Consider the following 25,512-nt stretch of genomic DNA (forward strand, 5'->3'; position numbering starts at 1 on the left):
CTGATCAGGCGGCGTGGCTTTCAGTGTTCGGAATGACTTCGATTCCGTCGATGAACTTTACACCGGCGATGACTTTCGGCAACTGGTTCGTGCTCTTCAATCGCCGCCAGGTCTTCGATGCGGCGTCGATGAGCTTGAACACCATCAGCTTCGCAGTTTGTTGCGACAGCGATCCCTTGGTCCGCACCGTTCGGTGGCGCACCGTGGCGAAGACGCTCTCGATCGGGTTCGAGCTGCGTAGGTGGATCCAGTGCTCAGCAGGGAAGTCGAAGAAGGCGAGCAGCGCATGGCGATCCTTGATCAGGCACTCCACCGCACGTCCGTATTTGACGTGGTATTTCTCGACGAAGACGTCGATCGCGGTTTCAGCTTCGGCCCGGTGTGGGGCCAGATAGATGTTCCGCAGGTCGTTCTTCATGGGGCCCTGCACGGATTTGGCGACCTTGTCGAGTACGTTGCTCACTTTATGGCACCAGCATCGTTGGTGCCGCGTGCCGGGAAAGGCCTCGTCCAGTGCCTTCCAGAAGCCGAGGGCGCCGTCGCCGATGGCGAGTTGCGGGGCAATCCGTAACCCGCGTTGCCGCAGGTCGATCAGGAGTTCGCGCCAGCTCTGCGCGCTCTCGCGCACGCCGACCTGGAAGCCGATCAGCTCCTTCTTGCCTTCCGGCGTGGTGCCAATCAGCACCAGCATGCATTCGCTGTGATCTTCCATGCGGGCCTGCAGGTACACGCCATCGGCCCAGATGTAGACATAGCGACGCGCCGACAGATCGCGTCTCTGCCAGCGTTCGTACTCGACCTGCCAATCGGCCTTCAGGCCGGCGATCACCGAAGGCGACAGGTTCGGCGCATCCTTGCCGAGCAGCGCCGAGAGCGCCTCCTGGAAGTCGCCGGTCGAGATGCCGCGCAAATAGAGGACCGGGATCAAGGCATCCAGGCTCTTCGTCCGCCGCGCCCATAGCGGCAGGATTGCCGAACTGAAGCGGAGGCGGTCGCCTGGCCCGCTCGCTCCGCGGTCGCGGACCTTGGGACGAGCGACCTCCACCGGACCGATGCCGGTCGCAATCTCGCGCACCGGACCGTGCCCATGTCGGACCAGGCGCGCTCGACCGTCGGGCAGCGTCAGATTGGCCGTGCTGGCCAGAAACGCGCCAACCTCGATCTCGATCGCCCTGGCAAGCAGGTCCCGCGCGCCGGCACGAACGATATCGGTCAGTGGATCATCAACCGCGGACGGCTGACGGAAAGCAAGAACATTGGTAGTCTCGGTCATGGCGTATCGCTCTCCTCGAGAGGTTCTGGCAGGCTCGTCACCCGCCTCGATACGCCGCCTTCCTCACACCGTCATCACCCAGATTCCGCCATAGCTCCCATCAATCTTGGCAGTGTCGCGTTCAGTAACCTGGCATCGCCCAGCCCCACCTTCGGTCTCTTGTGCGACGACTTCGGCCGCATTTGCGACCTCTTCGTGCACGAAATGACCCATGTGTGGCAGGCGTTCAACGATTCAAACTGGACGATGGCGCGCTCCTTCTGGGCGCAGACAATCGGTTCCGGCTACGAGTACACGCCGGGCGATTCCTGGGACTCATACAACGTCGAGCAACAGGCACACATCGTTGAAGATTGGCACAAATACAAAATCAGTTCTCCGATGCTTGCCGAGGAGCGCTATCCGTACGTCCGCCTCGTGATCCGCTCTGGACGCCTCACTTTTCCTCGCGGGCTGGATCTTGTGGCATTGAAAAAGGACCTTCAAGATCTGCGCGCAAGGCACCTGGACTAGAACCCGCTGCAAGGGAGTGGTCGGGAGTCTACTTAACTGAAGCACCGACACGCCGAGCATTCGACGCGGTGCGGTCGCGCATTCTTCCTCTCAAAAGTATTTTTCCGACTTGCGTGCTGGTCAGCTTCGCAGCGCAAGCACACGGAGAAGAATTGCGCGGCCGCCATGCGACAGGCGATCGTGAAACAGTTCGGAGAGCCGGTCTCCACGCTTCCGCACCGAAAACCTCTTCCGGAGCTCATGGGCGCGAGACAGCGAGCAATAGAGAAAATCACGACGTAGCCGGCGCAGTCGGCTGCCATACCCTTTAACATCGGCGCTAGCGTAGGCCTCCATCAGGGTGCGCACCAAATAGTCGTCGCTCGGATCAACATAAGTTTCGTGGGAAACGCTCGATGATCGCATGGACACAGGTTCATCGCTCGACAGAAATAAGTTCCTGCGGGTCAGCCCATCCGATACGCCCGTCGCTTCTTTTGTGAAATCACCATAGTTCACAAAAGGCAGCGCTGCGAGTTGCCGGCGCAGATTTTCGAGCGTCGCCGACGGGATCCGGACGCCGTTGCCCGCGCTGGTGTCGAGCTTATTGGCGCGCACCGTGGCGTAGAGGTCGCCCCAGAATTTGTCCCAGGGGGCCGTGCCGTTGCGGTTAGACGACGGATTCTTGCGAACGCTATATGTGGTTTGAGTGAGGTAGGCCGCCAGTTCGCCCATGTGGCGCGTAACAGCGCCGTCAGGATCATAGACGTCGATCATGGCGTGGACGCACTCATGCAGGAGCAGCGCCCGATCGCTATCATTTGCGGGCGGCGACTTCTTCTGCGTCAACAGAACATCCGTAACCAGATCGTAGAAGGCGAGATCCTGAGTGCCGCCCTTCACCAATATATTGCCGGCACGAATGTGATCGCGAACTGTCGTCAAGTATTCGCCCTTGATATGGATCTTGTCGACGTAGAACTCGATGCCAAGCGCTACCGAGTCACTGAGTGTGTCCAGGACGTCGCCTTCGGTCAGTGGCATGACCTACCTCCCTTGCGTGGTCGAGCAATAGTGTCCGGCTAGGCCCCGCAAGCGCTGAAACGCTGTACTGCACGAATAGGAGCCGGCCCGCCCCTCCGTTCGCGTTGTCGAAGGTGGCTAGATCGTCCCGCCGCCGCCGCCGAAAATTTCGACGACCACAGCGCGATTGGCGGCCCTGTTCATCACGGTCGTGTTGTCCTTCAGATACTCGTAGAGTGAAGCGGGCTTGACGGAGAAAACGCGCGAGCGGGCGCTTGGGCCGAACAGGTGAAAGACGTTCTTGGCCCGGCCCGTGCGCAGGAAGCTGTTGTTCCGTTCGCCGCCGGTGCTGTCGCTGTATCCGACGATCTGGAACTGCAACGACTTGTCGGTCTCGAATCGGATGAGCTGCGCTGCCAACAGCGGATCGCGCTTGGCGATGTTCTTGAGATGCCGCCAGTCGACGCCGAAATCCCAGATGATGAGATATTGGCAGATGCCGGCCGGCGGGACCAGACTGACGTCCACGCCGAGATGGCCGACCTCGGTGCGAGACGTCGCGACTTCATTGGCCACGTAGGGAAAGACGGCGGCGCTGTGGACCTTGGCAAGCGGCGAGCACTGCGGTTGCGTCGCCATATTCGGCATCTGTTCCACCGGGCCCGGCGGCGTGTATTGCGGCAGTGGCTGCGGCGCGCGTCCCATGACAATTTCTCCCGTTGCTGGCGTGGCCTGCCCAAAGCTGAGCGCTGGAGGGAGCGTCGGCTCCCACCACGGCTATGACTAGTAGTGACGTGACCGGTCGGGGAAGTTCAAAGGCGAGGTGCGGGCGCCCTCAACAGGGCCATTAGCGGACATTGATTGGCCTTCCGCGCTCTCCGGAAAGCGGGGTAGGCTACGCCTATTGCCGTCCGTACCAAATTGTTGCGGAGGAACTGGCCATGAAACTTCGCCGCCGAAATTTTCTGCGTCTCGCCGCGGGGGCCGGCCAGATTGTTTTCCCGCCGCCGAAGGAGGCTCTCATTTCCGCGCGCAAAATTTCGCGTTGACGGACCGAACTGAGACAGGAGAACCAGACATGGCCGCCTTTCAAGAGGTTTTCCGCCGCTCCGGCATCGATGAGCGCCGCAGCCCGCCGGGCATGGTGGTGCCGTTCGGCGGCTCCAACATCGTGGCGCTGATCGATCCCGGAAGAAAGCTCAAAGTCGATCCGAACGCCCATGCCCTCGGGATCAAGGAGATCGATGGCGCCGATACCCTTAGACGCGTCATGCAGGCCAGAGAAACCTTCTCCAAACCCGATATCGATCCGCAGCTCAGGGCGGCGTCACTTCCCGCCACCTTCAATGGCGATGCACGGTTTTTCGAAATCAATGGCCGGATTAAGCCGATTGGTTTTCCCGGCCTGGAGGTGGTGGCCCGGTCGGCCGGCCGGAAGATCGAAGCCAAGCTCTATGTCGTGGTGCTACCGGAAATCAAAATCAAGGTGGCGTTCCGCAATGTCATGGTTCCGGGGAGTGGCGGCGCTCCGGCGTTTCACGCCAAGAAGCCCTGCAACGAGCAAGATGAATTGCTGACGATGAACAATATATGGAGGCCGCAGGCCAACATCCGCTTCGAGCGGGTGCCAAGCGACTGGCTGGTCATCGACGACTCGCAGGCTGCCATCAAACAGGAGATCGCCAATGCGACTGGCATGAAGGATGCGAGCCTGGCGACCTTTCCCGATGTGATCGACGTCGAAAAACTGAAGGGCATCTTCGTCAAACACAAAGTTCAGGGCGCCCATCTAACCATTTTCTGCGTCGATAAGGTTTGGTCCAATGGCGGCCTCGCCAATGGCTCGTTTGCTCGCGGGCTGGACCTTGCCTTCATCAGCTCGCAACGCGGGCCTAACACGTCTGCCCATGAATCCGGCCATTTTCTCGGCTACTACTCGAAGAGCGCGACCAAACCTTGGGACAGCCAAGGCCACACGCTGGAGACCGATCCGAAAACCGGAAAAGAGAACAGGGCGGAAGACATCAAGATGCTGATGCGCGGGGGAGGCGCCGGGTGGAAAATTCCGTTTAATCTCGTCAAGGAGTTCCGCGACTTCCCCGGCTAGCATCCGAAGATCAGACAGAAGCTGGAAATCACTCCAGACGTTGAATGCCCCGTGGGTCGGTCAAAATCCCCCGGGTATGGTCACTTGAAACTCCCCCACCTGATGATCGCCGTCAGCGCCGCTGAACAGCAGTAGCCGGTCAGGCAGGACGTTTATGTTCGACCCCTTTAGCCAGCAAGGGGCCGGGGAGTTGAACGTCTTGAAGCGACATCTGCAAAGCACCGTACTTACATTACTTGATCGCAACACCAGCCAGCGCGAGATTCACCGGCTGACGGGTGTCGATCGCAAGACGATCCGGCGTTATCAGGCGCTGCGGGCCGGTGCGGAGGCAAATTCCCCCGGGGAAGTGACCACCGGCTCGGTGAGCGCGGACGGCCAAATTCCTCCACCCCGACCACCGGCTTTTGGGACATCGGAAGCGACGGTCACCAGCAGCCTGGCCCGTTCGGCTTGCGAAGCGCATCGGACGTGGATCGAAGAACAGGTCCGGCTGAAGCGGAACGCGCAGGCGATTTACCAGGACCTGGTTGATCAATTTGGCTTTCCGTCCAGCTACCAGAGTGTCAAGCGGTTTGTGCGCCGGTTGCGGCACGCTGATCCTGAGCAGTTTGATCGTCTTGAGTTCCTCCCCGGCGAGGAAGCTCAGGTCGACTATGGCGAGGGCGCGCCGACGGTTGATCCGAAGAGCGGGCGGTACCGTCGTCCCCGCCTGTTCGTGATGACGCTACGCTACTCGCGGCGCAGCTTCCGGCGGGTAGTCTGGAAGTCCAGCCAACAAGTCTGGGCGCAGCTCCACGAAGAGGCGTTCCGGTATTTTGGCGGGGTCCCCAGCTATGTCGTGCTCGACAACCTGAAGGAAGGCGTCCTCAAGCCGGATTTGTACGAGCCCCAGCTCAACCCGATTTACAGCGCGATGCTGGCTCATTACGCCGTGGTCGCCGATCCCGCGCGCGTGGCCGATCCAAATCGGAAAGGATGCGTCGAGAATGCGATTCAACATACCCAGGGCACTGCGCTGGCCGGACGGCGCTTCGAGACGCTGGAGGCGCAAAACGAGTTCTTGAGGCACTGGGAGGAGAACTGGGCTTCCAAACGCATCCACGGCAGCACGCGCCGTCAGGTCGAGGCGATGTTCCAGGAAGAGAAGCCGCACCTGCGGCCGCTGCCTGTCGCTCCCTTCCGCATCTTCACCGAAGTCGTCCGGACTGTCTGCGACGACACCACCGTACGCGTCGACAACAGCTATTACGCCGCGCGGCCCGCGCCGATCGGCAGCCAGGTCGTCGTGCGCATCTACACCACCACGATCGAGATCCGTGATCGCCACACCCGTGCGCTGCTGCGTGTTCATTCCCGGATGGCGCACCCCGGTTCTGTCGTCCTGCCGACCAGCGAACGGCCGTTCAACCCGTCGCGGCAAACCGCCGTGCTGCTGGCGAGCGCCGAGCGCATCGGACCGCAGACCAGGGCCTTGTGCCAGCAGGTGTTCGACACCGAAGGGCGCCCCGGACAGCGCGCGATGTGGGGCATTGTCGGGCTGGGCCGGAAGTATCCGGCGCGGCTGGTCGAGCAGGCCTGCGCGCACGCCATCGACAACCGCATCTACCGCTACAAGCACGTGCGTGCGACCGTCGAGCGGTTGTTCGAACAGGCGATCGAGCAGGTTGGAGTGACGCCACAGCCGGCATCGCCGCTCACCCAGGATCATCCGCTGATCCGTACCCCCGCGGAATACGGCGACCTCTTCAGCCGCGCTGTGCGGCGCGACGCCGACGACAATGGTCGGCAGGCCGAGGCTCACGACGATCACGCCACGGCAATCCGCGCTCGTGTCGCCTGCGCAACCCCGGCCAACTCCGGCGCCACGAGCGCTCCCGCTGCACCTTCTCACCTTAAACTGGAGACCTAGCCACATGATGACCATGCCGGAAATTGAGCGTTGCCTACGACAGCTGCGCCTGTCGGGTGTCCGCGACACGCTGCAGACGCGCGTGCTCCAGGCGCAGGGCGCCAACCAGCCCTTCCTCGAGACCTTCTCCCTTATCCTGCAGGATGAACTGGACCGTCGTCAGTCCCGTCTTATCGAGCGGCGATACCAGCAATCCGGGCTCGACGAAAAGCTGACGCTCGCCGAGTTCGACTGGTCCTTCAATCCCAAACTGCCACGTCAGACCTGCTTCCAGCTCCACACCCTGGCGTTCATTGCCGCTGGCGAGAACGCTCTGCTTGTTGGCAAACCTGGCACCGGGAAGTCGCACATCGCCAAGGCGATTGCCTATCAGGCGATCCTGCAAAGCCACAAGGTCCAGTATCTTGAGACCGACGACTTCTTCCACCGCTACGCCCTGAACTCTCCGGCACAACGCGAGGTCCGGCTGCGAACCATCATCGACTGCGATCTCCTCGTGCTGGACGATCTATTCCTCGCACGCGCCATCCCCGACGACGCCGGCACTTTGCTGCAGACCCTGATCCATCAGCGTTACAAACTGCGCCGCAGCGTCATCGTCACCTCCAATCGCGTCGTGCAGGATTGGGGGGCATACCTTGGGGACAACACTATGAGCACGACGATCCTCGATCGCCTTATGCATCATTGCCATCTGCTTGAGTTCGACGGACGCAGCTATCGGCTCAAAGAAGCCGCTGAAGCTCTTGCCCGGGAAACAAACTCAAACTAACAGTCCCTTGTCCTGCCTCGCGGGTGGAGGAATTTGACTGACCACACCCGGAGGAATTTGAAGTGACCCGCGGGGAATGTCGCCTTGGGTCAAAAGCTGCCCCGACGGCCCCGAAACGCTTACTTTGCCACTTGGCAGGCAGAGCGTGTCATCGGCCATCATGACCGCAATACGCTGCGCTTACGCCTCGATCCCAAGGGAGATTCGACAGACCTTGAGCCGGGCATGAGTGTCTGGCTTGAGAACTAGCGAGGACCCGAGCTCCGAAGTATCGCTTCGGCTGCTCACGTCTCAATCGGCTTCGGAGCTGATGTCGCGATTGGACTGCACCCTACGCCTGGGCGCGCTCATTGTTACGCGCGAAGCACTCGATCGAACCCGCACGATTCATCCTCCGTTGCAGGCGAACTCGAGAGGCGCGCCCTGCGCAACTCGTCGGTGTCTTTGATCGCATCGCGTATCGGTGGCATGATGATGCGCGCTGAAGCCCGTGGAAGCCGAAATTGTAAGCCAAGGTTGTCGTTGCAATGCGGACCGGGCTCCAACTTCGCGACGTGACCAAGCCCCTGGGCCAAGCGGCGGTGGGCGCGTTGACGATCGGAATACTGCGTGCCGCTCGCCATTTCGATCCAACCAAGACCGCCAACTTATTCGCTCGGATCACTCGCTCAATCGGGCCCATGATGCGGGAGCAAAAGACCGGTCGAGCCAATCTAACCGCCGCATTTCCGGAAAAATCGCCTGCAGAGATCGAGACCATTCTCGCAGGCGTCTGGGACAATCTCGGTCGAGTCGGCGCCGAATTCGCGCATCTTGATCACATCTGGAACTATGATCCCGCACGGCCCGAAGCTAGCTGCATCGAAATCGACAGGCGCTCATATGAATTGTTTACGCAGCTGCGGCTCGACGGCAAACCGGCGCTGATCTTTGCGAGTCATCTCGCTAACTGGGAACTTCCGGCCCTGGCAGCCGTCGCGCACGGGTTGGATACTGCGATCCTGTATCGCCGACCCAACATCGCGTCCGCCGACCGCATCATCCAGGATATGCGCGCCGTGAAAATGGGCACGCTCATTCCCGCGGGTCGTGATGCGCCCCTAAGACTTGCCGAGGCCCTTAAAAGTGGCCAGCACGTTGGAATGCTGGTCGACCAGTATCTGACCAACGGCGTCGAGGTTACTTTCTTCGGCCGCAAGACCAGGGCCAATCCGATGCTTGCGCGACTGCTGCGGCAGATTGAGTGCCCGATTCATGGTGTGCGCGTCATCCGTCTGCCCGGACAGCGCTTTCGTGGCGAACTGTCTGAAGAAGTGAAGCCGGTCCGCGATGCCGCCGGACAAATTAACATTCAGGGAACGATGCAGGCGGTCACATCGGTCATCGAGGGCTGGATCCGCGAATATCCCGATCAGTGGCTGTGGCTACACCGTCGCTGGAGGTAGCACTTGACTGACTGCGGTAGCCCTTAGTGGAGGTACATGGTCCAGCTCGGCAATGCGGCGATCAATCTCGCCGATCACGCGTTCCGAGAACGGCCCGAGGTGCATGTACAACGCCATCAGCATCACGATGTACCGTAGCGCGCCCGGATTGGTCTCCGCGACTTCGACGAAGGTCTTCCAGAACGGCTCGCGAACCTTCGGCAGGGCCCGCATGATCTTGTGTACGCTGTCGATGCCGCCAAGCCTCTTGCGCACGTCGCCATCCGGCAGGTCGCGGCGTCGGTCGGACCGGTCGAGCATGGCGGCGAGACGCGACAGCCGTCCTGCATATGCTGCCGGACTGTAGACGTGCCCGAGCACGGCCTTGTAATCGGCAAGGATGTCACGAAGCGGACGCTTAGTATCGAAATTGCATCCGAGCGTGCACTGGTCGCCCGTCTGCTCGACATTCATGAGGTCATGGCCCTGGTGCAAGCGGCCTTCCGCGGCCAACCGCCGTGTAAGCTGTGTCCCAGGCAGCGCATAAAGCAGTCCAACGATGGAGACTGGAATGCTCGCCTCCTCGATGAGGTCGGCCATCGCCTGTCCTATCGAGGCCTTTTCGCTATCGAACCCGACGATGAAGCCAGCGGTGACGAACATGCCGTAGCCGTAAATCTTGTGAATGCACTCGGCGATGTTGCGCCTGGTGTTCTGCTTCTTCTTCATCTGCACGAGCGTCTCGGGATCCGGGCTCTCGATGCCGACGAAGATCGCGAAGAAGTTCGCATCCTTCATTGCCTGCAACAACTCGCTGTCGTCCGCGATGTTGATCGAGGCTTCGGTTGAGAACTCGAATGGATAGTCGTGCTCCTCCAGCCAGGCTTTGAGCCGCGGCATCAGGGTGCGGAGGTTCTTCTTGTTGCCGATGAAATTGTCGTCGACGAAATCGACATGCCCGCGATAACCGTGATCGTAGAGCGCCTGCAACTCTGCGAGAATCTGATCGTTGGTCTTGGTACGCGGCACGCGACCATATAGCTCGATAATATCGCAGAACTCGCAGGTGAACGGGCAGCCACGCGAATACTGCAAGCCGATGTATAGATAGTGATCGAAGTTGAGCAGATCGTAGCGAGGCATCGGGCTCAGCGTGACATCTATCGTGAATTTCTCGGCGATGAACACGCCCTTGCGTTCGCCGCTTTCCCAGGCGGCGATGAACTGCTCGATGACATGCTCGGCCTCGCCGATCACCTGAAAGTCCGCGTCCGCGTAAAGATGCGGGCTGGAGGAGACGTCCGGCCCACCAACACATACTGGCTTGCCGCGCAGGTGGGCGAGATCGATCAGGTAGATGGCATCAGGCTGCTGGTTGAGCATACCGCCGATCATCACAAGATCGGCCCAGTCGAGGTCCGCATCTGTCAACGCCTCGGTATTGCGGTTGACGAGCCGGATGTCCCAATGCTTCGGCAACATAGCGGCGACGGTGATCAGGCCGAGTGGCGCCGTTGGATACTTCGCGCCGACGAGTTCGCAGGCCTCCGCATAGTTCCAAAACGAATTCGGAACGAACTTCGGATAGATCATCAGGACGCGGCAGGGGATTGTCATGCTGTTCCAGCCCGGGCGTTGATGGCACAATGCCCCGCTGTTTATCGGGGCTCAAGGGTTCGCTTCGCTCGTCAATAAGGCGTTTGAGTGCTGGTTATGGAGGTGAGCACTGCGGTTCAGCTCGCACACCCCGACGGTAGTGCATTGCGAATCAATCAGGCCGGACGCGAACATCGCGGACCGTAAGGCTAGTATCAGTATCCGCAGATACGCGTTCTAATTGGATTTTTTTGGGGCACGCTTTTTCGGTCCAGTTCCGGCACCGTCCCCACGGCAGGGCCAAGCATCCCTGAATGCTTCGATCGCGACGGTGATCCCCGGTTCATTCACTCGATCCGGATTGTTATCAAGATACTGCAGAAAAACCTTCGCACTTTGCAAAGGGCTGCCTTGCGCGGGGGGGCATGCACGCACGTCAGCGGGCAGATTTGGCGAAAAGAGCATCGCGGTCTCGATCATTCCCTCACATGCGCCTGCGGACCGAGCTTCGTCCTGATTGCGAAGCGAGTTCTTGACAAGCAGCTCGCAAGACTTTTGCGCGTCGGTTCCCTTATCGACAACCGTGGCACTGGCCTTCCCGATGATCGCTAGGATAAGGCCGGCAACAATCATATGGACCCGCATCCGCGTCCCCCGAATACCGGCGCGATAGCTTGCAGGCATTGAGTATGCTGCAAGAGAGCGGCCGCCCGCGCCGTTCCAGGCGGCTCAGACGGCTTAGCTCAAAAAAAGCGTCTGATCCACCGCGCTCGAATAGGAGCGAAGTGAACTCACCTCTTCCATTTCCACAAAGCTAAAAGAGCCCTTGTCGACTTGACAACACGCAGCTTTACGCGCCGTGACCGCCGCAAAGGTCGGCTACACCGCGATCATGATCGCGAATCAACATCGGCGGCGACAAGCGTGCTGATGGTACAGATCTCGATCCGGCGCGGAGAGCATCTATTATCCTGCCGTGTACGCGACGTGCACTGGTCGATTGATGTCGATGCTCGGCCTCGACGCAGAACCATTGCCTAAGCGGTGATCTTCGTCTGCGACGACAAGTTCTGCGAACCTTCCTCAACTACGCCAAGGAGGACTTCACCCTCAGAACGGTTTCCAACAAGAGCTTAGCAATGTCCAAGCTGAGGTGGAGCTGCCTTGCAGCGCAGCTCCACGGACGTTCCCATCGCGGCCTATTCATCAACCAGGCGAGGCAGCGCACGAATGTTGGTCGTATCGAACCGCATCCTCAAAGAACAAGCTCGCTTGAATTTCTTGAAGACCTCACACCCATCCTGACGCAAGGAAAACCGGATGAACTCAATCCGAGGATTCTAGCCTCGACCAGGTTCAAGCTGCACCGTTTTTCGCCCCCCGTTCAGCTCTCTGAGTTTGTTGACGTATTCCTCAGGCTTTAGCAGATGAAACGGAGCGTTGAGGCCCATGAACGTCGCTATGCGGCCAATAAAGGCAGTACAGTTTGTCGTTGCTGCATTCCAGAGCGGCGAAGACTCCTGCTGGCGCTTGATATAAGCAAAGACCTTCTTGGCGTCTGCCTCAGACAAATAGACGCGATAGCTGGCCGTCAGATATTGCTCGTCAAGATCACCGTAGGTCGCCCCCGTCTCAGAAGGGACAAACATGATGTGTCCCAGGATATAGGGCACCTCGTCGCCGGCCGGAGCCAGACCAGCGACCTCGACCTGCTTTTCGCCCGTCTTTCCGTACCAGACGAATGCATGACCGTACGTTGCCGCCGTGCGGGCACGAAAATCAACGTAGTAGGGACCCGTGGCGGCAGCTCTTCGAACTGGCTTTGCATCGGATATCGCCGACGTAGCAGCAGCCATGCTCGCCGCATGCTTCGTCGCCGAACTGGGGAGAGCGTCCCGTTGCTGCTGGTCGGTACGCGCCACGACTGGTTGCGCGCTACTGATCCCCGCCCCCAAGCCTACAAAGGCCGCCAGCATGGCGGCCTTTGCAAGAAGCTCCAGACCCGGATACTTCCGAATCACTTCCGCCATCTTCGAATCCTCTTGGATCCAAGATCCGATGCCACAGGTAATCTGCTACCCCAAACGAACGCCGCTGGCGTACGAATGAATAGTCAGATCAACCCTTGGTCACCAACGGAGCCGGGGCAGCGACCGGGTATTTGCCCACGGGGCTCTTACCCACGGGATATTTGCCGATCGGAGCTTTGCCAACCGGCGCCGCGACGGCAACCGGCTGAGGCCGTGGCAGGTCCGCAGCAGCTGCGGTTCCCACGAAAGCCAAAGAAGCGATTCCAAGGACAACGAATTTCAACATCGGTTCTCACCATTGTTCGGAACGATTGGATTCACCTGACACGCATAGGAATAACCCGACACTCGCCACGGCACCAACGAATAGACCGGGGAGTCCGCGGTTCCGACCGCTTTTTCTGCCGTATGTTGCGGAAATGGCACGCAAATTGAGGCGTCTGGTTCCAAATCAGCCTCGTGGGTACCACAGGTCGAGACGTGCCGGGACCTACCTCAGAGTATCCACGGGAAGACTCGACCGGTCCGCGCCATATAATCGCGATAGCTGTCGCCAAACGTCTGCAACATCATTCGCTCTTCTCTTGCAACGCGGCCGAAGAACAAAATCCCGAAGCCGGCAATGCCTGCAAAACCGGCGATCCAATTCGGCAGCAGCAATGCCTGGGCGATGGCCCACAGCCAAAATGCCGAATACATCGGGTGTCGAACTCTCCGGTAAATCCCTTCCGTCACAAGCTCATGGTTCTCCCGCACGTCGAGACTTATCGACCAATTCCGGCCGAGTGCACGGTGTGTCAGGTGGAACACGCCCAAAGCCGCAATCGCAAAGAAAGACCCCAGCCAAGCCAACCAGGGATAAAAACTGTGATCTGCGAAACGAGGCATTCCTGTCGCTACGTAGGCGAGCGGCACAAGTCCGAGTCCCGAAAGAGATATGAGCAGGAGCGCAGTTTCCAGGGGGCCGCGAGCGCTCCGCACAACCCTCGCACGGCGGGAACGCCGCGCGTACTTATAGCGTATGAGGTACCAGCCGATTACCAACGCAACGAAGATGACTTTTGAAATGGTGGGCGTCATTTGAATCAGGCTGCCGCGCCCGGATTTCCCAGCAGCTCGCTTTCCGACACCGGCGCGCCCGCAACAAGGCCTCCGTCGTCAGCGATCATCGACACAGCGCCATCCGGGGCGAGCGTCTGGAATTTGGCTGAAATAGGTCCGCATGTGAGCATGAAGTAGTCGTACGATGTTCGCCTGTCATTTCCACTGACGAACTGGCAGTGCACGCGGAAGAAATTGAAGCGGATGCGTTGATACATGTCGTCGTTAAGCATTCGACTAATCTTCACGACCCTGACGGTCGCCTCGTTTTCTGTCGAAAAGCCCATTTCGGCCATTGGCCGGCATTTGTAAAAATTCAACACGTCCGTGAGGGCCTGATAGTCGCCCCAGAAGATCGCGCGGGAATTGGCGACGCGTTCCACCGCCCCGCGAAAGCGCACTGCCTTCGGGTGCAGGCCGATCTTGAGTATGGATGATCCAACGCTCAAGAATGTGACGGGAATCTTTTTCCGACCGAGCGCAGGGTCCAGCTTCAAGGCGCGATCAAGTAGATCAACCGCTAGTACGGCGCCAAGGCTGTGCCCTACGACCAAAATTTCGTCTGCGGCAGAATCGCTCGCCGCAACCACGAGCTCGGCGGCCAACCTGTCCAGCCTCCGCTCTATTTCCGAATTACCGAATCGAATGTACTCGCAAGAAAAGATCCAATCGTCGAACAAGTCGCCCAGGTGCAGCCAGCGCCACGGACCCGCCAACACGGCTGCGAGTCCGAAGAGGCCGCCACCGGTAGCAATGGGAATTGATCCGGTGATCTTGAATGCAGCCACGCCAATCAAAAAGGCGGCAGCGATGAGCAATCCGAACGCGACAAATGGATAGAGAAAGAAAAGTGCGTAGCGCCAATTGGTCTGCAAGTAACGCCAAAGAGTGCCGGCCAATACGAAATCCAGAAACGCAAGAATGCCGACGGAAATGCGTGAGCCGATGCTTCGACCCCCGAACACCTCAATTACATCGTGCCATCGGACCAGACGGTAATCGGTTTCGACGAGCCAATCGGGGCCGATTGTCGTCACGTTCCATTGTATCTGGTCGGCGGTATCATGCGAACCGTCGACGGTCGCTTTCACTGACCAAGTACGTTGGAACCTCTCAATTTCGCGCACAAAGCGTCGTTGCGCGCTGGCATGCGACGTGATTGGATCATAGCCGCCGATATGGAATACCAACCGTTTCGCTACAGGCTTGCCGGACATTGTCTTATTCCCGGACTCATGCGTGCTGCTCGCTGCCCCCTCAATCGATCTGTAATCAAAAACAGACGTTTGACGCCAAGGGTTGTCAAGAGAGAATCCACCAGTTATTGGGGAACATGGGTCGATTTGTTCTACCATGCGTAAGCCGAACCGCTCGAACAATAGCGTCGATCGGTGCTGCCGTGATTGTCGGTTTGTCCAGCACAGCGCCCTCTCAAGCGCAGGACGGGGCATCATCTGGCGAGAGATGCCTTGCTGCAAATTTGGATGTTTCGCTGGGCGCACAATTGCCCCGCACGGCGGCGCGTTTGAGATCTGGTGAGCCGCTAAAGATTGTCGCGATCGGATCATCGTCGACCGTGGGGCTCTGGGTACTTCGGTCCGCGGCCACATATCCGCAGGTGATGCGCCGAGAACTCTCGAGGCTTAGATCCAACGCAACGATCGAGGTCATCAACAGCGGTCGAGTCGGTGATACGATTCCGAACAACATCGCGCGGTTCGAGCGTGACGTTTTCGCGCACACGCCTGATCTCGTTATCTGGCAATTAGGTACTAATGACGTCGCCTGGGGTGGCCGGCCGGACCAAGGGCTCAAAAGAAGCGTTCTTGAAGGGGTAAGGGCACTTAAGGCGGGGTCTGCCGATGTCGTGCTGATGGATCTGCAATATGCGCCACAGGTGCTCGCTTCCGCTAGCTACTCAACGATGGAGGGCATCATCGCCGATGCCGCGAAGCAGGAACGGGTCGGTCTATTCTCTCGTTTTGCGCTGATGCGTAACTCGATCGATGCCGGAGTTGCGCAAAGCGAGCTTGTAACGTGGGACGGATTGCACAACACCGCCGATGGTTATGATTGCATTGGACGAGCCCTTGCCCGAGCCATCTCAACGAGCGCGCGTTGAGAGGCCCTAGCTCAGGCGAATCGAAGGCTGCGGGCTCGCAAGAGTTTGGGCACCGGCCGTGTCAGCGATGCCGAGCGTGCAGATGCCCACCAACGCGAACAAAGACCAATTATCGTCGACAATCACCGCATCTCTCGCAGCGGTGACAGCAATTCGCGCCGACGCTGTCAGGAGGTGCGCTCATGCACCATTATGCCAGCCAACTTGTTGACCTGTTACTGGTGCTTGTCGCCGCGTGGATGGTGCCGGCCACCATCTTTATTATCTACGCCTATTTCGCTCGTCTTAAGAATCCGGTCAGCGAATCGGTCTTTGGACGTGTGGTCATCGTTTCCTTGTTCATCATAACCACGTCGATTTGGCTCCCGATAATTGTGGCCGCCATAGTCCTATCACTGATCGGTCATTTGTGGTTCCGCTTCAGGGGACAACTACGCAAGTAGCTGGGTATTGGTAGAGGCGAGAAAGATGGATTCAAATTAGAGCAGCCCCTCAGCAAACTAAAAAAGGAAGCGAAGCAATGCCTGCGTTTCTCCCTGCTCTGACGATAGCTGCTGTCAATTTTATAACAATCGCCACGGCTGCAGAATGGCGACCGCAGTTTCTCTCAGCGTGCCGGAACGGTTGCGCGCAGCAAGGCGGCTTTTCGACGGACGCTTGCTCGCAGATTTGCATCTGCATGGCGTCAGAGTTGGAAACGAAGTTTAGTACCGAGACTCTCGGCTCCATTGATCCCCCGAGTGCTGAGCAACTACACCAAACTAACGAAATCAGAATGCTTTGCGTCCGGCGAGTACTAGGACGTTAGAGCTGTTGCCATTGGCACGGTGGTCATCAGCTTGACCCTGACGTAGCTCTCCGTCTTTCCAGCCGCAAAATTGGCTGCCCCGGCTGTTCGAGGACAATATCGCGCCGACGGCGCATCCGAGTTCTCCCTTGCGAGACCATCTCAGCCCTGAGCTCGAAAATGGCCTTTGCGCATGGTGGATGCGATCGCAAACGGACATGGCGATCCTTCCATTCTCGACCCCGATCGACTGCCTTGGATGCCGAACGAAAGTAAACGGTACGAGAGGCCCACGGAGCCACGGACTTGGTGCGGACGGCCTACGCACCGCGCTTGAAGCGTATAGGCATCCAGAACTGCCGGAGGGCCTCGACGGTTGCTGGAATGTTGCGCCAGGCGTTTTGGATGATGGGCTGCGTTCCCAGCGTGCGCCGGGCCGGGGGTAGCAAGGGTCGACCGGCGTCGTCGATGCAATGGACCAAGATCGGCCGCAGCATAAGGTGTTCGGTTCCATTCGGGGGGAGAAGCCGCGACCAGACGAGAAGCCGAAGCTTCATGACGGCGTAGAAGCCCATGCACCAGGGCTGCGGGTCGACTTCGCCGTCCGGTGATCGCACGAACAGCGGCTCGAAGCTCTCCGGTCTCGTCGACAGCGTCTCGCTGATAGCGTTGTGGCGCATCAGCGTGGCGGCGATTGCCGAGAACTCCTCGGTGTCGTGATTGAAGGCGTCGGGATCTACGCCGAGGAGCGGGCACACCCATTCCTCGGACGCCATCGAGACCGGCCCGGCGACGACCGCGGCCACCGCGCCATCGAGCATGGAGAGCGACGTCGCCCGCGGATGCCGAAGCGTCGGCGACCTGGCGCGCTTGCTGATCCATTGCCCGAGCCGTTCGAACGACATGGCATAGTCCGCCATCGTCGTCTTGCGTGCTTTTCGCGTTCCCCGCCCTTGCTTCGGCTTCGTCATGCCACGGCCCGCTTTTCGGCTTCGCGTGCGGCCTTCCAGTTCCAGGCCAGAAGTTCGTGAAGCTGGTTGGTCTTCGTGGCGCCGCTCACCATGCGATCGAGAACGTCGACGAGATACGCCTCGGGGTCGAGGCCATTCAATTTCGCTGTGTTAAGAAGCGAAGCGAGTATCGCCCAGGTCTCGCCCCCGCCTTCGTCACCACTGAACAACGAGTTCTTTTTTCCGATCGCAATTGGCCTGATCGATCGTTCGACCGTGTTGGTGTCCGGCTCGAGCCGCCCGTCATCCAGGAACGTCGTCAGGCCCTGCCAGCGTTCGAGCATGTAGTCGATCGCCTTGATGAGCGTCGAGCGGCGGGAGATCCCGTCCTTCACCGCGATCAGACGGGCCCTCAACGCCTCCATCAGCGGCTTCGTCTCGGCCTGTCGCGTCGCGCGGCGTTCCCCAGCATCGAGACCGCGGATCCTCTCCTCGATCGCGTAGACGGCCGCAATGCGCTCGATGACCTCCGCGGCGAAGGGTGAGTTCGTCGTCTTGTGCACCCTCACGAAGTTGCGGCGCGCGTGAACGAGACAATACGCCAGCTGGATCTGGCCCGACATCATCGCATCGCCCGCCAGCGAGGCGTAGGCGGCATAGCCGTCGACTTGCAGCACGCCTTCGAAGCCGGCTAACTGCGCCACGATCTCCTTTTTGCCGCGACCACCTGCGAACACGTAGGCGACCGCCGGCGGCGCCGGCCCCTTCCACGCCCGATCGTCCGTCGCGTGCGCCCAGAACTGGCAGATCCTCGTGCGGCCGCGTCCCGGATCGAGCACTGGCATCGGCGTCTCGTCGCAGAACAGCCGCTCGAAGCCGTGCATAGTCTTCAGTTGCAGATCGTAGAGGCCCCTGACCAGCCACGCCGCGCTCCCCATCCAGCGCGCCAGCGTCTGACGGTCGACGACGACACCCTGACCCGCCAGGATCTGCGTCTGGCGATAGAGCGTCGATTGCCAGGCATATTTGGCCGCGGCGATATGCGCGATCAGCGCCGTCGTTGCCATGCCGCCCTCGACGAGCCGCGCCGGTGCCGGGGCCTGGACAATCGGGCCCTCACAGGAGCGGCAGGCGTATTTTGGACGGATCGTGCGGAGCACACGCAGCCACGCGGGAACCCGATCGAGCGCTTCGCTGCTCTCCTCGCCGATCCGATGCATCTGACCCGTGCAGCACGGGCACAGCGTGGACGCCGGCTCGATCACCCGCTCGACCCGAGGCAGATGCGCCGGCAGCGCGCCGATGTTGCGCTTCGCTTTGCGCCGCTCCGGCCGCGGCGCGTCCGGTTTGTCGTCATTGGCCGGGAGCTGTGAGCCGGCGGTCCGTTCCAGATCAAACGCGATCTGTTCGGCGCAGACGATCGCCGCGCGCTCCGATCGTGCGCCGAAGATCAGGCTCTTCAACGTGGCGATCTCTGCGCGCAGATCATCGTTCTCGCCTTCGAAAGCCAGCACCATCTCGGCAAGAGCCGCAGGGTCAGAGGGGAGATCTTCGGGGCGAAGCGCCATATCGCAGAGCTACACGAACGCACTCGCAATCGCCAGCAAAACAAGACGCTTCAGGCAACCTTCGTCGGCCGCTTCGTCACCTTCGGGACCACACGCGACCACTCCGCAAGACCTTCAATCAGCATCGCCAGTTGCGCCCCCGTCACCGGCATCGTACCCTCGCGAACAGGTGGCCAGGCAAAGCCCCCATTCTCCAGCCACTTCGTCGCTAGAACCATTCCCGAGCCGTCAAAAACCAGTAGCTTCAAACGATCCGATCGCTTCGATCGGAAGACATAAACGTCACCGCTGTAGGGCTTGCCGCCTAATCCCTCCGCTACCAGCGCGACAAGGCCATGAACGCCTTTACGAAAGTCAATCGGCTGCGTCGCGACGAACACACGGACCATTGGACCGAAAGAGATCATCGCGTCGATCTCACCGCCGCCAGCACGCGCTCCAGCGTCGCGGCGTCGACGCCGACGGGCACGCGCACCGTCGCGCCCGCGATCATCACCTCGATCCGCTCGGCCGGATCCGTCAGAACATGCGCCTTATCGATCGCGTTCGGCTGCGCCTCGACGGCGGCCTCGAGCCTGACTTGCACGAACTGCGGCGCTTCGCTCGACGCGAGCCGCGCCTGGCGCCGCCACACACTGAGCAGTCCCCGGTTCACCCCGTTGCGTCGAGCCACCTCGGAAATGCTCGTCTCCGGATCGGCACTCTCGGCCACGATCCCCGCCTTCTCCGCATCGCTCCAACTGCGCCGTCGCCTCTCCCCTGTGATCACCTCGATCCGCTGATAGGAGGCGGCATCATGCCCGTCTTGATGTCTGTCTTGATGCATGGAACGAGCGTCCCTCGCGTTGTCAAATCCACGCGCGAGTCTCGCTCATCCCGTCCACCTAAACGAGGTGGGGTCGTCGTACCGCTATCGAACGAAAGAGGATATCCCAAGAGCTGCAGAACGAACCGCCTGCCTCAAAGGAAGTCGCGCTGCATCCCGCCGTCCTGAAACGATATGAGGAGCAACTCAATCGGCTTGAAGAAGCATCGGGGAAAAGTGTCACCGGCGACGCAGAAGCCGCAGAAGCCATCAGAGACCTTGTCGATACAGTCACTGTGTTCCGGGATCCAGCCCGACCAGGTGGAGTTGCCCAAATGCCTTACTCGGCGAAGCCGCCTACCTACGTTCCCCCGACGGCATTCCGAGTTTACGGTTTCCCTGGCCTAGCTCTTGCGCCGGGGCTTCACTCTCTCCCTTCGTGAGAAAGGCTGGTCGGGAACAGTTCAATAAGATCAATGGATCGCGGCGGTGTATAGCAAAACAGATTTTTTCCGGCCGCCGCGAGATAGGAAACAGGGGCGATGCGCGGGATGAAGAAGGGAGGATCGAGCAGCGGATTATTTAGTCGCCGGGATCCCTTACGCTCGCGACACGCCTTAGTGGGATCATTTCGCACATTGACCGAGGTGACACCGCGAGAGTTGAAATAAAAAGTGAATAGAAGAGCGGGGATATTCCTCAAAGCTGACTTGATCTCACCCTTCGCTGACTTTCTCAGCGCAACTAATTGATGAGTAAGTAGTTATGACTGATCAGCAATTAGCCCTGGAAGCAATTAGCGACGCGCAACTCATATTGGAAGAATTCCTTCGGCCCCATCCCAAGGATCATGCGCGTATTCTTGAAGAGTTGGTGGAAGTTCTCGAGCGGCCTGCTTTGATCGTTGCTGTAAGTCGATTGCAGCAACACGGCAATTGAGCGCGCCCATGAGCAAACCGCTTCAAGCGTTTTCTTTAACCGTTGGCATTGTTGCGCTCTCATCGCTCGAAATGACCAGCCTGCATGCCAAGCAACAATGCAGCGCCGCAATGCCGCCAAATCCGCAAGGGCAATGGTGGTCCTACCGTATCATCGACGGACGAAAATGCTGGTACGCGGGCAAACCCATGCTGTCGAAAGCATTGCTGGAATGGCCTACAGAGCAGCGTCCCCAACCCGGTTCTCGCGGAGAAGCTACAGGTATCCTCATTGCTAACAAGCCCGGCAATCCTTTCGATGCACAAGCGTTGGCACTGAAAGAGGGCCCTGACACGTTTGAAGAGCGATGGCGTGCTAGGATCTCCATCTCCAACACTGGACACGACTGAACAATACTAATGACTTAGCGATCCTGCATCTCGCCTATCGTTGGCGAGGACTTTCGCGCCTGTTCCAGGCCGTGTGCTTCGTTACTCCAGCAATCCCGCGCACTGCGTTCCTCTAGAACAACGCGCCTCTGCAACTCGTGCGCAGCAGCCGTCGAACGAGTCCCTGCAATTAACCGATTGCCGAAGGGCTATTCAACACGCTGGCCCACACGCCAGCCCATTTCCCAGAAGTCCGCCTCAAGCCGAGTGGCTTCCTTGAAGATGGCAATCAGTTCTCCCTCGCGAGCCGGCGTGGCGTAGAGATTGGCGAGATGCTCCAAATGCGCACGCGCTTTCGCCGCGACCTCCTGGTATGGCGCGCCAGCGTACTCGTCGATCCAAATCCGATAGGAGTTCGTCCTAGCGTCCGCATCGGGTCGCGAGGCGAGCCGCGTTGCGATCTCCGCGTACCCGATCACGCAGGGGGCAAGTGCCACCTTGAGCGCCAGCAGATCGCCGCGCATTCCAGCATCGAGCACGTAGCGTGTGTAGGCCAGCATCTCGACCGCCGGAGGAGTTTGTTCAAGGTCACTCGGGGATAGACCCCAACCGGCACACAGCTTCACATGAAGGCTCATTTCGACATCAAGGATGGCCGACAGGCCGGCCGCAGCTTCACGCATGTCGGCAAGCTTGGGCGACTTGTAGACCGAGAGCGCATAGGCGCGCGCAAACTCGATGAGGAACAGATAGTCCTGAGCAAGGTAGTGACGAAATGCGGCTTCAGGGAGCGAGCCATCTGCCAATCCGTTCGTGAAGGGATGCTCGGTGTAGGCCCGCCACTCAGCAGATGCTTCTGTCTTTAGACGCTCGAAGAAACTCACGATCCATTCCCGCCTGGCTTGCTTTCCTATGAACTTTTTTACTCACGTCCTATCAACGCGAACCAAGACGCTGACCTTGGCAGACCGCAGCGACTAGCCGGCAGGACGCGAATGGAATTCGCTTGCCGTCGGTCGCCGGGAATGATTGGCGTTGTCACACTATCACCAGCAGAACGAAATGCGCAGGAAAATCAACGGCCATTGTCCCGCCGCTCATAGCGGTTTCGTTGCAGATTCGAGTCCTGCCGGGCCCGCCAATCACGTCAGTATCTTACTTGGTCTTCGTTTCCCTCAGCGCGACTACCGCACCAGATACATGCACTTTTTGTTCAAGTTCGCGCATCGCAAATCCGCTTGATGGCGCTAGACCGACCTGGATGATGGCGAATCTAATCGTCGCCCACTCATCGGTTAGAGATGCTCCGACAGATCCGCTGATTAAGAGACGGATGATTTGCTAGGAAAATCTACGCCTATTCCGATGCTGCCATGGCGTCACTCCTTCAAGCCGCTGGAGGCCACGCCGCGTACGAAATTTCGACGCATCAGCGAGAAGAACAGTGCGCTCGGAACCAGCGCCAGCGCCGCGGCCGCGCTGAGGCGACCGATGTCCACGGTGAAGCCGGTCTGAAACAAGGCGAGCCCAACCTCGAGCGTATAGGTTTCCTTGTTGGTCATGACCACGAGCGGCCACGCGAAGGCAGTCCAGGCCTGAAAGAACGCCAGCACGGCAAGAGCGCCCAACGGGCCGCGCATCAGCGGCAGCACGATCCGCAGGAAGATCCAGAGCTCCCCCGCGCCATCCACCCGGGCAGCCTCCAGCAGCTCGTCAGGGATCGACGTCATCACATATTGCCACACCAGGAAGATGCCGAAACTCATGATGAGATAGCCGACCAGGAGCCCGGGCCAGGTGTTCAACAGGCCGGCGGACTGGACGTTGAGATAGAGCGGGATCATGTAGACTTCGAAGGGAACGACCGCCGTCGCGATGATCACGCCGAAGATGACCGGGATCCCCGGTAGATCGAACTTGCCGAGCACATAACCTGCGATCGCCGATGTGGAGACGATGCTCGCGGTCGAGAGTGTCGCGAAGATCAGCGAGTTGCCGATCCAGCGAAACAGCGGCGTTTCGCGCAGGACGCTGACGATGTTCTCCAGCGTCGGCTGGTGCGGGATGACGGTCGGCGGCCACGCCAGCAGCTCCGGCGGCGTCTTGAACGCGTTGCTGATCAGGAAGACCAGCGGCAGGAGCATCATCAGGCTGACGACGCCAAGAACGGCGTCGATCACGAGGCCGACGGCACCGTTCTGACCAACGACGGACGGATGCTCGCGTTCGTGCTCGCTCATGCGCGACTCCTGTCGCGGAACAGCCTGAACTGCGCGCTGGTCAAAATGAGGACGATGACGAGCAGTACGACGGCTTCGGCGGCAGCGTAGCCGACCCGGTAGTTACGAAAGCTGTTTTCAAGCATGTCGAGGACGAGGACTCGGACGAGACGCCCCGGCGCACCCTGGACATCCGATGCCGGCACGAAGGCCTGCGCATAGATGTTGTAGGACGAGATCAGCGTGATGACCGACACGTACAGCATGACAGGCTTCAGCAGCGGCACGGCGATGTGGCGGAAGGCCTGAAACGACGAGGCGCCGTCGAGGCGCGCAGCCTCGTAGAGCGCCTCCGGGACGTTCTTCAGTCCGACCAGGAAGATCAAGACGGCATAGCCGATCGCCTGCCAGGAGCAGAGAACGATCAGGCACACTAGCGACAGGACAGGGTCGAACAGCCACGACTGGGCCGGAATCCCGACAAGGCCGATCAGGGCATTGAGCGGTCCGAGCCGGGCGTCGAAGATCCACTTCCAGGCCATCGCCGCCGGAACCAGCGAGACGACGTGCGGCAGGAAGACCGAGGCCTCATAGACGCCGCTGCGCCGCAGCCCCTGCCGGGTGTTGATCAAGGCGGCGAGCACAAGCGCGACGGGGATGGTGATCGCTACGACGCTGAAGGCGATGATGGTGGTGTTGAAGATCGCTTCGAGAAACAGCGGGTCGCTCGCCAGCTCGACGAAGTTGGCGAAACCGACGAACGGCTTGCGCCGCGAGATGATATTCCACTGGAAGAGGCTGAGCCGCAGCGTCTCGATGATCGGATAGACGCGGATACAGCCATAGAGGCCGAGGACCGGAAGCAACGCCAGAACTGGAAACAGCCATTTCGGCGTGGTGCGCATGTATCCTCCGGCAAGCGCCGGTCAGCCGCCGGCGCCTGGATTGAGTGGGTCCCTGTCGATGGAGTCTAGGGTTTGGCCAGCAGGTCTTCCCGGGCCAGGATCTTGTCGCTCTCCTCAGCCGCGGCCTTCAGGAAAGCATCGATCGCGGCGTCGTTGCCGGCCAGCGATTTGTCGGTGAACGCCTTCTCCAGCCGCGCCGCGAGCCGGGTGAGGATTTCGCTGGCAGGGCTGATCGCCGGGACCGTGAAGAAGACGTGGCCGGGCGGCGTGTTGACGAAGGCGTCGAGCTGCGGGATTTTCTTGAGCACGGCGGAGTAGTCGAGGCCTTTGCGGTTCGGGACCCAGGCCGTGTTCTCGAGCAGCCAGAGCAGATTTTCCGGCTCGTTGGCCTTTTGCACGAAATCCCAGGCGATCTGGCTCTTGAGTCCCTTGTTCGGCACGTAGAGATCGACCGAGACCATCAGCGTGCCCTTGGGCAGTGGAGCCGTGGCGTATTTGAGATTGGGCGCCTTCTTGGCGACGTCGCCGATCACCCAGGATTCCCGGATGAACATCCCGGTCTGGCCGAGCTCGAAGGCCTCCGCATCCGCCTTCATCTCGGGCGTCACGGTACGGTAGACCACGACGTTGTCGAGATACTGCTTGAGTGCGGCGCGGCCGGCTGCGTTCGCATAGGCGGCGCGCCATTTTCCGCCCTTCTCCTCGAGCAGCGTCCCGCCGTGATTATAGAGAATGGTCCAGTACTTCTCCGCGATGCCCGAGCCGCCGCCGCTGAGACGCAAGCTCCATCCGCTCACCGTCGGCACGCCGGAGGCATCGCGCTGCGCGAGCTTCTGCGCATAAGCGGTGTAGTCGGCCATGGTCTTGGGCGGACCGTCGAGGCCAGCCTTGGCGAACATCTCGGTGTTGTAGAACAGCGCGCCCTGCCCCTGGAACAACGGCACACCGAAGATCTTGCCCTCGTACATGGCGGTCTTCACGCGCGTCATGTCGTAATTGGCTTTGACGAAATCGACGATCGACGCCGGCGGCTCCGGAATGAGGCCGGCCTCGAGATACCGTGCCGCCTCGACCTCCATCTCGATGACGTCCCCGGCCGCGCCGGATGGAAGCGACAGT

26 protein-coding genes are annotated in these 25,512 nt (G+C 60.0%); 9 read left to right on the top strand and 17 right to left on the bottom strand.

Annotated elements, in window-relative coordinates; genetic code table 11:
* Positions 1-4 precede the first annotated feature (4 nt).
* A complete protein-coding gene (locus J4G43_RS37765; RefSeq protein WP_038952271.1) occupies positions 5-1,273 on the bottom strand; it encodes an IS256 family transposase in 1,269 nt (422 codons plus the stop codon).
* 195 nt (positions 1,274-1,468) lie between these two features.
* Here J4G43_RS37765 and J4G43_RS37770 point away from each other — a divergent pair, with 195 nt between their 5' ends.
* A complete protein-coding gene (locus tag J4G43_RS37770) occupies positions 1,469-1,786 on the top strand; it encodes a hypothetical protein (RefSeq protein ID WP_225005338.1) in 318 nt (105 codons plus the stop codon).
* A 120-nt stretch (positions 1,787-1,906) separates the two neighbouring features.
* Here J4G43_RS37770 and J4G43_RS37775 read toward each other — a convergent pair whose 3' ends face one another.
* Together J4G43_RS37775 and J4G43_RS37780 are read right to left on the bottom strand one after the other, a co-directional pair.
* Positions 1,907-2,809 carry a hypothetical protein gene (locus J4G43_RS37775; protein WP_208088030.1) on the bottom strand — a complete coding sequence of 301 codons (903 nt, stop codon included), beginning with the start codon at positions 2,807-2,809 and terminating at the stop codon, positions 1,907-1,909.
* A gap of 117 nt (positions 2,810-2,926) precedes the next feature.
* Positions 2,927-3,493: an OmpA family protein gene (locus J4G43_RS37780; RefSeq protein ID WP_071911351.1), complete on the bottom strand. Its 567-nt coding sequence runs from the start codon at positions 3,491-3,493 to the stop codon at positions 2,927-2,929.
* A 373-nt stretch (positions 3,494-3,866) separates the two neighbouring features.
* On the opposite strand from J4G43_RS37780, the gene J4G43_RS37785 reads away from it, so the two are divergent.
* The 4 genes from J4G43_RS37785 (at position 3,867) to J4G43_RS37800 (ending at position 9,024) form a co-directional block, all read left to right on the top strand.
* Complete coding sequence (locus tag J4G43_RS37785; protein WP_071911349.1) at positions 3,867-4,895, top strand: hypothetical protein; 1,029 nt, start codon at positions 3,867-3,869, stop codon at positions 4,893-4,895.
* Between the two features lie 154 nt (positions 4,896-5,049).
* Complete coding sequence (gene istA, locus J4G43_RS37790) at positions 5,050-6,807, top strand: IS21-like element IS1631 family transposase (RefSeq protein WP_100214066.1); 1,758 nt, start codon at positions 5,050-5,052, stop codon at positions 6,805-6,807.
* Between the two features lie 4 nt (positions 6,808-6,811).
* Positions 6,812-7,579: an IS21-like element IS1631 family helper ATPase IstB gene (gene istB, locus J4G43_RS37795; protein ID WP_038952109.1), complete on the top strand. Its 768-nt coding sequence runs from the start codon at positions 6,812-6,814 to the stop codon at positions 7,577-7,579.
* Between the two features lie 527 nt (positions 7,580-8,106).
* A complete protein-coding gene (locus J4G43_RS37800; protein ID WP_208088031.1) occupies positions 8,107-9,024 on the top strand; it encodes a lipid A biosynthesis lauroyl acyltransferase in 918 nt (305 codons plus the stop codon).
* Here J4G43_RS37800 and J4G43_RS37805 read toward each other — a convergent pair.
* The 6 genes from J4G43_RS37805 to J4G43_RS37830 all read right to left on the bottom strand — a co-directional run bounded on the left by J4G43_RS37805 (position 9,004) and on the right by J4G43_RS37830 (position 14,947).
* On the bottom strand, positions 9,004-10,620 hold the full coding sequence (locus J4G43_RS37805) for a B12-binding domain-containing radical SAM protein (protein ID WP_208088032.1): 1,617 nt from the start codon (positions 10,618-10,620) through the stop codon (positions 9,004-9,006). The genes J4G43_RS37800 and J4G43_RS37805 overlap by 21 nt on opposite strands.
* Positions 10,621-10,836: 216 nt before the next feature.
* Entirely contained in the window at positions 10,837-11,244 is a 408-nt protein-coding gene (locus J4G43_RS37810) for a Rap1a/Tai family immunity protein (protein ID WP_071911343.1), read from the bottom strand.
* 695 nt (positions 11,245-11,939) lie between these two features.
* Complete coding sequence (locus tag J4G43_RS37815) at positions 11,940-12,629, bottom strand: hypothetical protein (protein WP_225005340.1); 690 nt, start codon at positions 12,627-12,629, stop codon at positions 11,940-11,942.
* A gap of 88 nt (positions 12,630-12,717) precedes the next feature.
* Complete coding sequence (locus tag J4G43_RS56125; RefSeq protein ID WP_071911340.1) at positions 12,718-12,915, bottom strand: hypothetical protein; 198 nt, start codon at positions 12,913-12,915, stop codon at positions 12,718-12,720.
* Between the two features lie 209 nt (positions 12,916-13,124).
* Entirely contained in the window at positions 13,125-13,709 is a 585-nt protein-coding gene (locus J4G43_RS37825) for a protein-S-isoprenylcysteine O-methyltransferase (protein ID WP_208088033.1), read from the bottom strand.
* A 5-nt stretch (positions 13,710-13,714) separates the two neighbouring features.
* Entirely contained in the window at positions 13,715-14,947 is a 1,233-nt protein-coding gene (locus tag J4G43_RS37830; protein WP_208088034.1) for a hypothetical protein, read from the bottom strand.
* Positions 14,948-15,129: 182 nt separating this feature from the next.
* Here J4G43_RS37830 and J4G43_RS37835 point away from each other — a divergent pair, with 182 nt between their 5' ends.
* Both J4G43_RS37835 and J4G43_RS37840 read left to right on the top strand, forming a co-directional pair.
* Positions 15,130-15,852 (top strand): SGNH/GDSL hydrolase family protein, encoded by a 723-nt coding sequence (locus J4G43_RS37835; RefSeq protein WP_225005341.1) that lies wholly within the window; start codon positions 15,130-15,132, stop codon positions 15,850-15,852.
* 182 nt (positions 15,853-16,034) lie between these two features.
* Positions 16,035-16,295 (top strand): hypothetical protein, encoded by a 261-nt coding sequence (locus J4G43_RS37840; RefSeq protein ID WP_071911332.1) that lies wholly within the window; start codon positions 16,035-16,037, stop codon positions 16,293-16,295.
* A gap of 664 nt (positions 16,296-16,959) precedes the next feature.
* Here J4G43_RS37840 and J4G43_RS37845 read toward each other — a convergent pair.
* From J4G43_RS37845 to tnpA, 4 genes are read right to left on the bottom strand one after another with little or no spacing between them, the layout of a single operon-like run.
* Complete coding sequence (locus J4G43_RS37845; RefSeq protein WP_063712394.1) at positions 16,960-17,610, bottom strand: UPF0149 family protein; 651 nt, start codon at positions 17,608-17,610, stop codon at positions 16,960-16,962.
* The gene (gene tnpC, locus J4G43_RS37850; RefSeq protein ID WP_035681142.1) at positions 17,607-19,157 is read right to left on the bottom strand and encodes an IS66 family transposase; all 1,551 of its coding nucleotides are present in this window, start codon (positions 19,155-19,157) and stop codon (positions 17,607-17,609) included. Before tnpC ends, J4G43_RS37845 begins: the two co-directional genes overlap by 4 nt.
* Before the next feature lie 50 nt (positions 19,158-19,207).
* Complete coding sequence (tnpB, locus tag J4G43_RS37855; protein WP_018273742.1) at positions 19,208-19,564, bottom strand: IS66 family insertion sequence element accessory protein TnpB; 357 nt, start codon at positions 19,562-19,564, stop codon at positions 19,208-19,210.
* Positions 19,561-19,983, bottom strand: coding sequence for an IS66-like element accessory protein TnpA (gene tnpA / locus J4G43_RS37860; protein WP_225005343.1), 423 nt, complete (start codon positions 19,981-19,983; stop codon positions 19,561-19,563). Before tnpA ends, tnpB begins: the two co-directional genes overlap by 4 nt.
* A 744-nt stretch (positions 19,984-20,727) precedes the next feature.
* On the opposite strand from tnpA, the gene J4G43_RS37865 reads away from it, so the two are divergent.
* The gene (locus tag J4G43_RS37865; protein ID WP_166343440.1) at positions 20,728-20,901 is read left to right on the top strand and encodes a hypothetical protein; all 174 of its coding nucleotides are present in this window, start codon (positions 20,728-20,730) and stop codon (positions 20,899-20,901) included.
* 8 nt (positions 20,902-20,909) lie between these two features.
* On the top strand, positions 20,910-21,290 hold the full coding sequence (locus J4G43_RS37870; RefSeq protein WP_225005345.1) for a hypothetical protein: 381 nt from the start codon (positions 20,910-20,912) through the stop codon (positions 21,288-21,290).
* Between the two features lie 188 nt (positions 21,291-21,478).
* On the opposite strand, the gene tenA is transcribed toward J4G43_RS37870, so the two are convergent.
* From tenA to J4G43_RS37890, 4 genes are all read right to left on the bottom strand, one after another.
* On the bottom strand, positions 21,479-22,153 hold the full coding sequence (gene tenA, locus J4G43_RS37875) for a thiaminase II (RefSeq protein ID WP_208088036.1): 675 nt from the start codon (positions 22,151-22,153) through the stop codon (positions 21,479-21,481).
* Between the two features lie 495 nt (positions 22,154-22,648).
* Complete coding sequence (locus tag J4G43_RS37880; RefSeq protein WP_208088037.1) at positions 22,649-23,509, bottom strand: carbohydrate ABC transporter permease; 861 nt, start codon at positions 23,507-23,509, stop codon at positions 22,649-22,651.
* On the bottom strand, positions 23,506-24,393 hold the full coding sequence (locus tag J4G43_RS37885; protein ID WP_208088038.1) for a carbohydrate ABC transporter permease: 888 nt from the start codon (positions 24,391-24,393) through the stop codon (positions 23,506-23,508). Before J4G43_RS37885 ends, J4G43_RS37880 begins: the two co-directional genes overlap by 4 nt.
* A 65-nt stretch (positions 24,394-24,458) precedes the next feature.
* Positions 24,459-25,472, bottom strand: coding sequence for an extracellular solute-binding protein (locus J4G43_RS37890; protein WP_249814684.1), 1,014 nt, complete (start codon positions 25,470-25,472; stop codon positions 24,459-24,461).
* Between the last annotated feature and the right edge of the window lie 40 nt (positions 25,473-25,512).

It is taken from the genome of Bradyrhizobium barranii subsp. barranii (assembly GCF_017565645.3).
Classification (GTDB): domain Bacteria; phylum Pseudomonadota; class Alphaproteobacteria; order Rhizobiales; family Xanthobacteraceae; genus Bradyrhizobium; species Bradyrhizobium barranii.

Coding starts and splice junctions, on each gene's coding strand:
- J4G43_RS37780 (WP_071911351.1), bottom strand. CDS start 3,493: ATGGGACGCGCGCCGCAGCCACTGCCGCAATACACGCCGCCGGGCCCG.
- J4G43_RS37785 (WP_071911349.1), top strand. CDS start 3,867: ATGGCCGCCTTTCAAGAGGTTTTCCGCCGCTCCGGCATCGATGAGCGC.
- J4G43_RS37830 (WP_208088034.1), bottom strand. CDS start 14,947: ATGTCCGGCAAGCCTGTAGCGAAACGGTTGGTATTCCATATCGGCGGC.
- istA (WP_100214066.1), top strand. CDS start 5,050: ATGTTCGACCCCTTTAGCCAGCAAGGGGCCGGGGAGTTGAACGTCTTG.
- J4G43_RS37890 (WP_249814684.1), bottom strand. CDS start 25,472: ATGGAGGTCGAGGCGGCACGGTATCTCGAGGCCGGCCTCATTCCGGAG.
- J4G43_RS37870 (WP_225005345.1), top strand. CDS start 20,910: ATGAGCAAACCGCTTCAAGCGTTTTCTTTAACCGTTGGCATTGTTGCG.
- J4G43_RS37800 (WP_208088031.1), top strand. CDS start 8,107: ATGCGGACCGGGCTCCAACTTCGCGACGTGACCAAGCCCCTGGGCCAA.
- J4G43_RS37810 (WP_071911343.1), bottom strand. CDS start 11,244: ATGCGGGTCCATATGATTGTTGCCGGCCTTATCCTAGCGATCATCGGG.
- J4G43_RS56125 (WP_071911340.1), bottom strand. CDS start 12,915: ATGTTGAAATTCGTTGTCCTTGGAATCGCTTCTTTGGCTTTCGTGGGA.
- J4G43_RS37880 (WP_208088037.1), bottom strand. CDS start 23,509: ATGAGCGAGCACGAACGCGAGCATCCGTCCGTCGTTGGTCAGAACGGT.
- tnpA (WP_225005343.1), bottom strand. CDS start 19,983: ATGCATCAAGACAGACATCAAGACGGGCATGATGCCGCCTCCTATCAG.
- J4G43_RS37825 (WP_208088033.1), bottom strand. CDS start 13,709: ATGACGCCCACCATTTCAAAAGTCATCTTCGTTGCGTTGGTAATCGGC.
- J4G43_RS37805 (WP_208088032.1), bottom strand. CDS start 10,620: ATGACAATCCCCTGCCGCGTCCTGATGATCTATCCGAAGTTCGTTCCG.
- J4G43_RS37865 (WP_166343440.1), top strand. CDS start 20,728: ATGACTGATCAGCAATTAGCCCTGGAAGCAATTAGCGACGCGCAACTC.
- J4G43_RS37815 (WP_225005340.1), bottom strand. CDS start 12,629: ATGGCGGAAGTGATTCGGAAGTATCCGGGTCTGGAGCTTCTTGCAAAG.
- J4G43_RS37840 (WP_071911332.1), top strand. CDS start 16,035: ATGCACCATTATGCCAGCCAACTTGTTGACCTGTTACTGGTGCTTGTC.
- J4G43_RS37885 (WP_208088038.1), bottom strand. CDS start 24,393: ATGCGCACCACGCCGAAATGGCTGTTTCCAGTTCTGGCGTTGCTTCCG.
- tnpC (WP_035681142.1), bottom strand. CDS start 19,157: ATGGCGCTTCGCCCCGAAGATCTCCCCTCTGACCCTGCGGCTCTTGCC.
- tnpB (WP_018273742.1), bottom strand. CDS start 19,564: ATGATCTCTTTCGGTCCAATGGTCCGTGTGTTCGTCGCGACGCAGCCG.
- J4G43_RS37765 (WP_038952271.1), bottom strand. CDS start 1,273: ATGACCGAGACTACCAATGTTCTTGCTTTCCGTCAGCCGTCCGCGGTT.
- J4G43_RS37845 (WP_063712394.1), bottom strand. CDS start 17,610: ATGACGAAGCCGAAGCAAGGGCGGGGAACGCGAAAAGCACGCAAGACG.
- J4G43_RS37775 (WP_208088030.1), bottom strand. CDS start 2,809: ATGCCACTGACCGAAGGCGACGTCCTGGACACACTCAGTGACTCGGTA.
- istB (WP_038952109.1), top strand. CDS start 6,812: ATGATGACCATGCCGGAAATTGAGCGTTGCCTACGACAGCTGCGCCTG.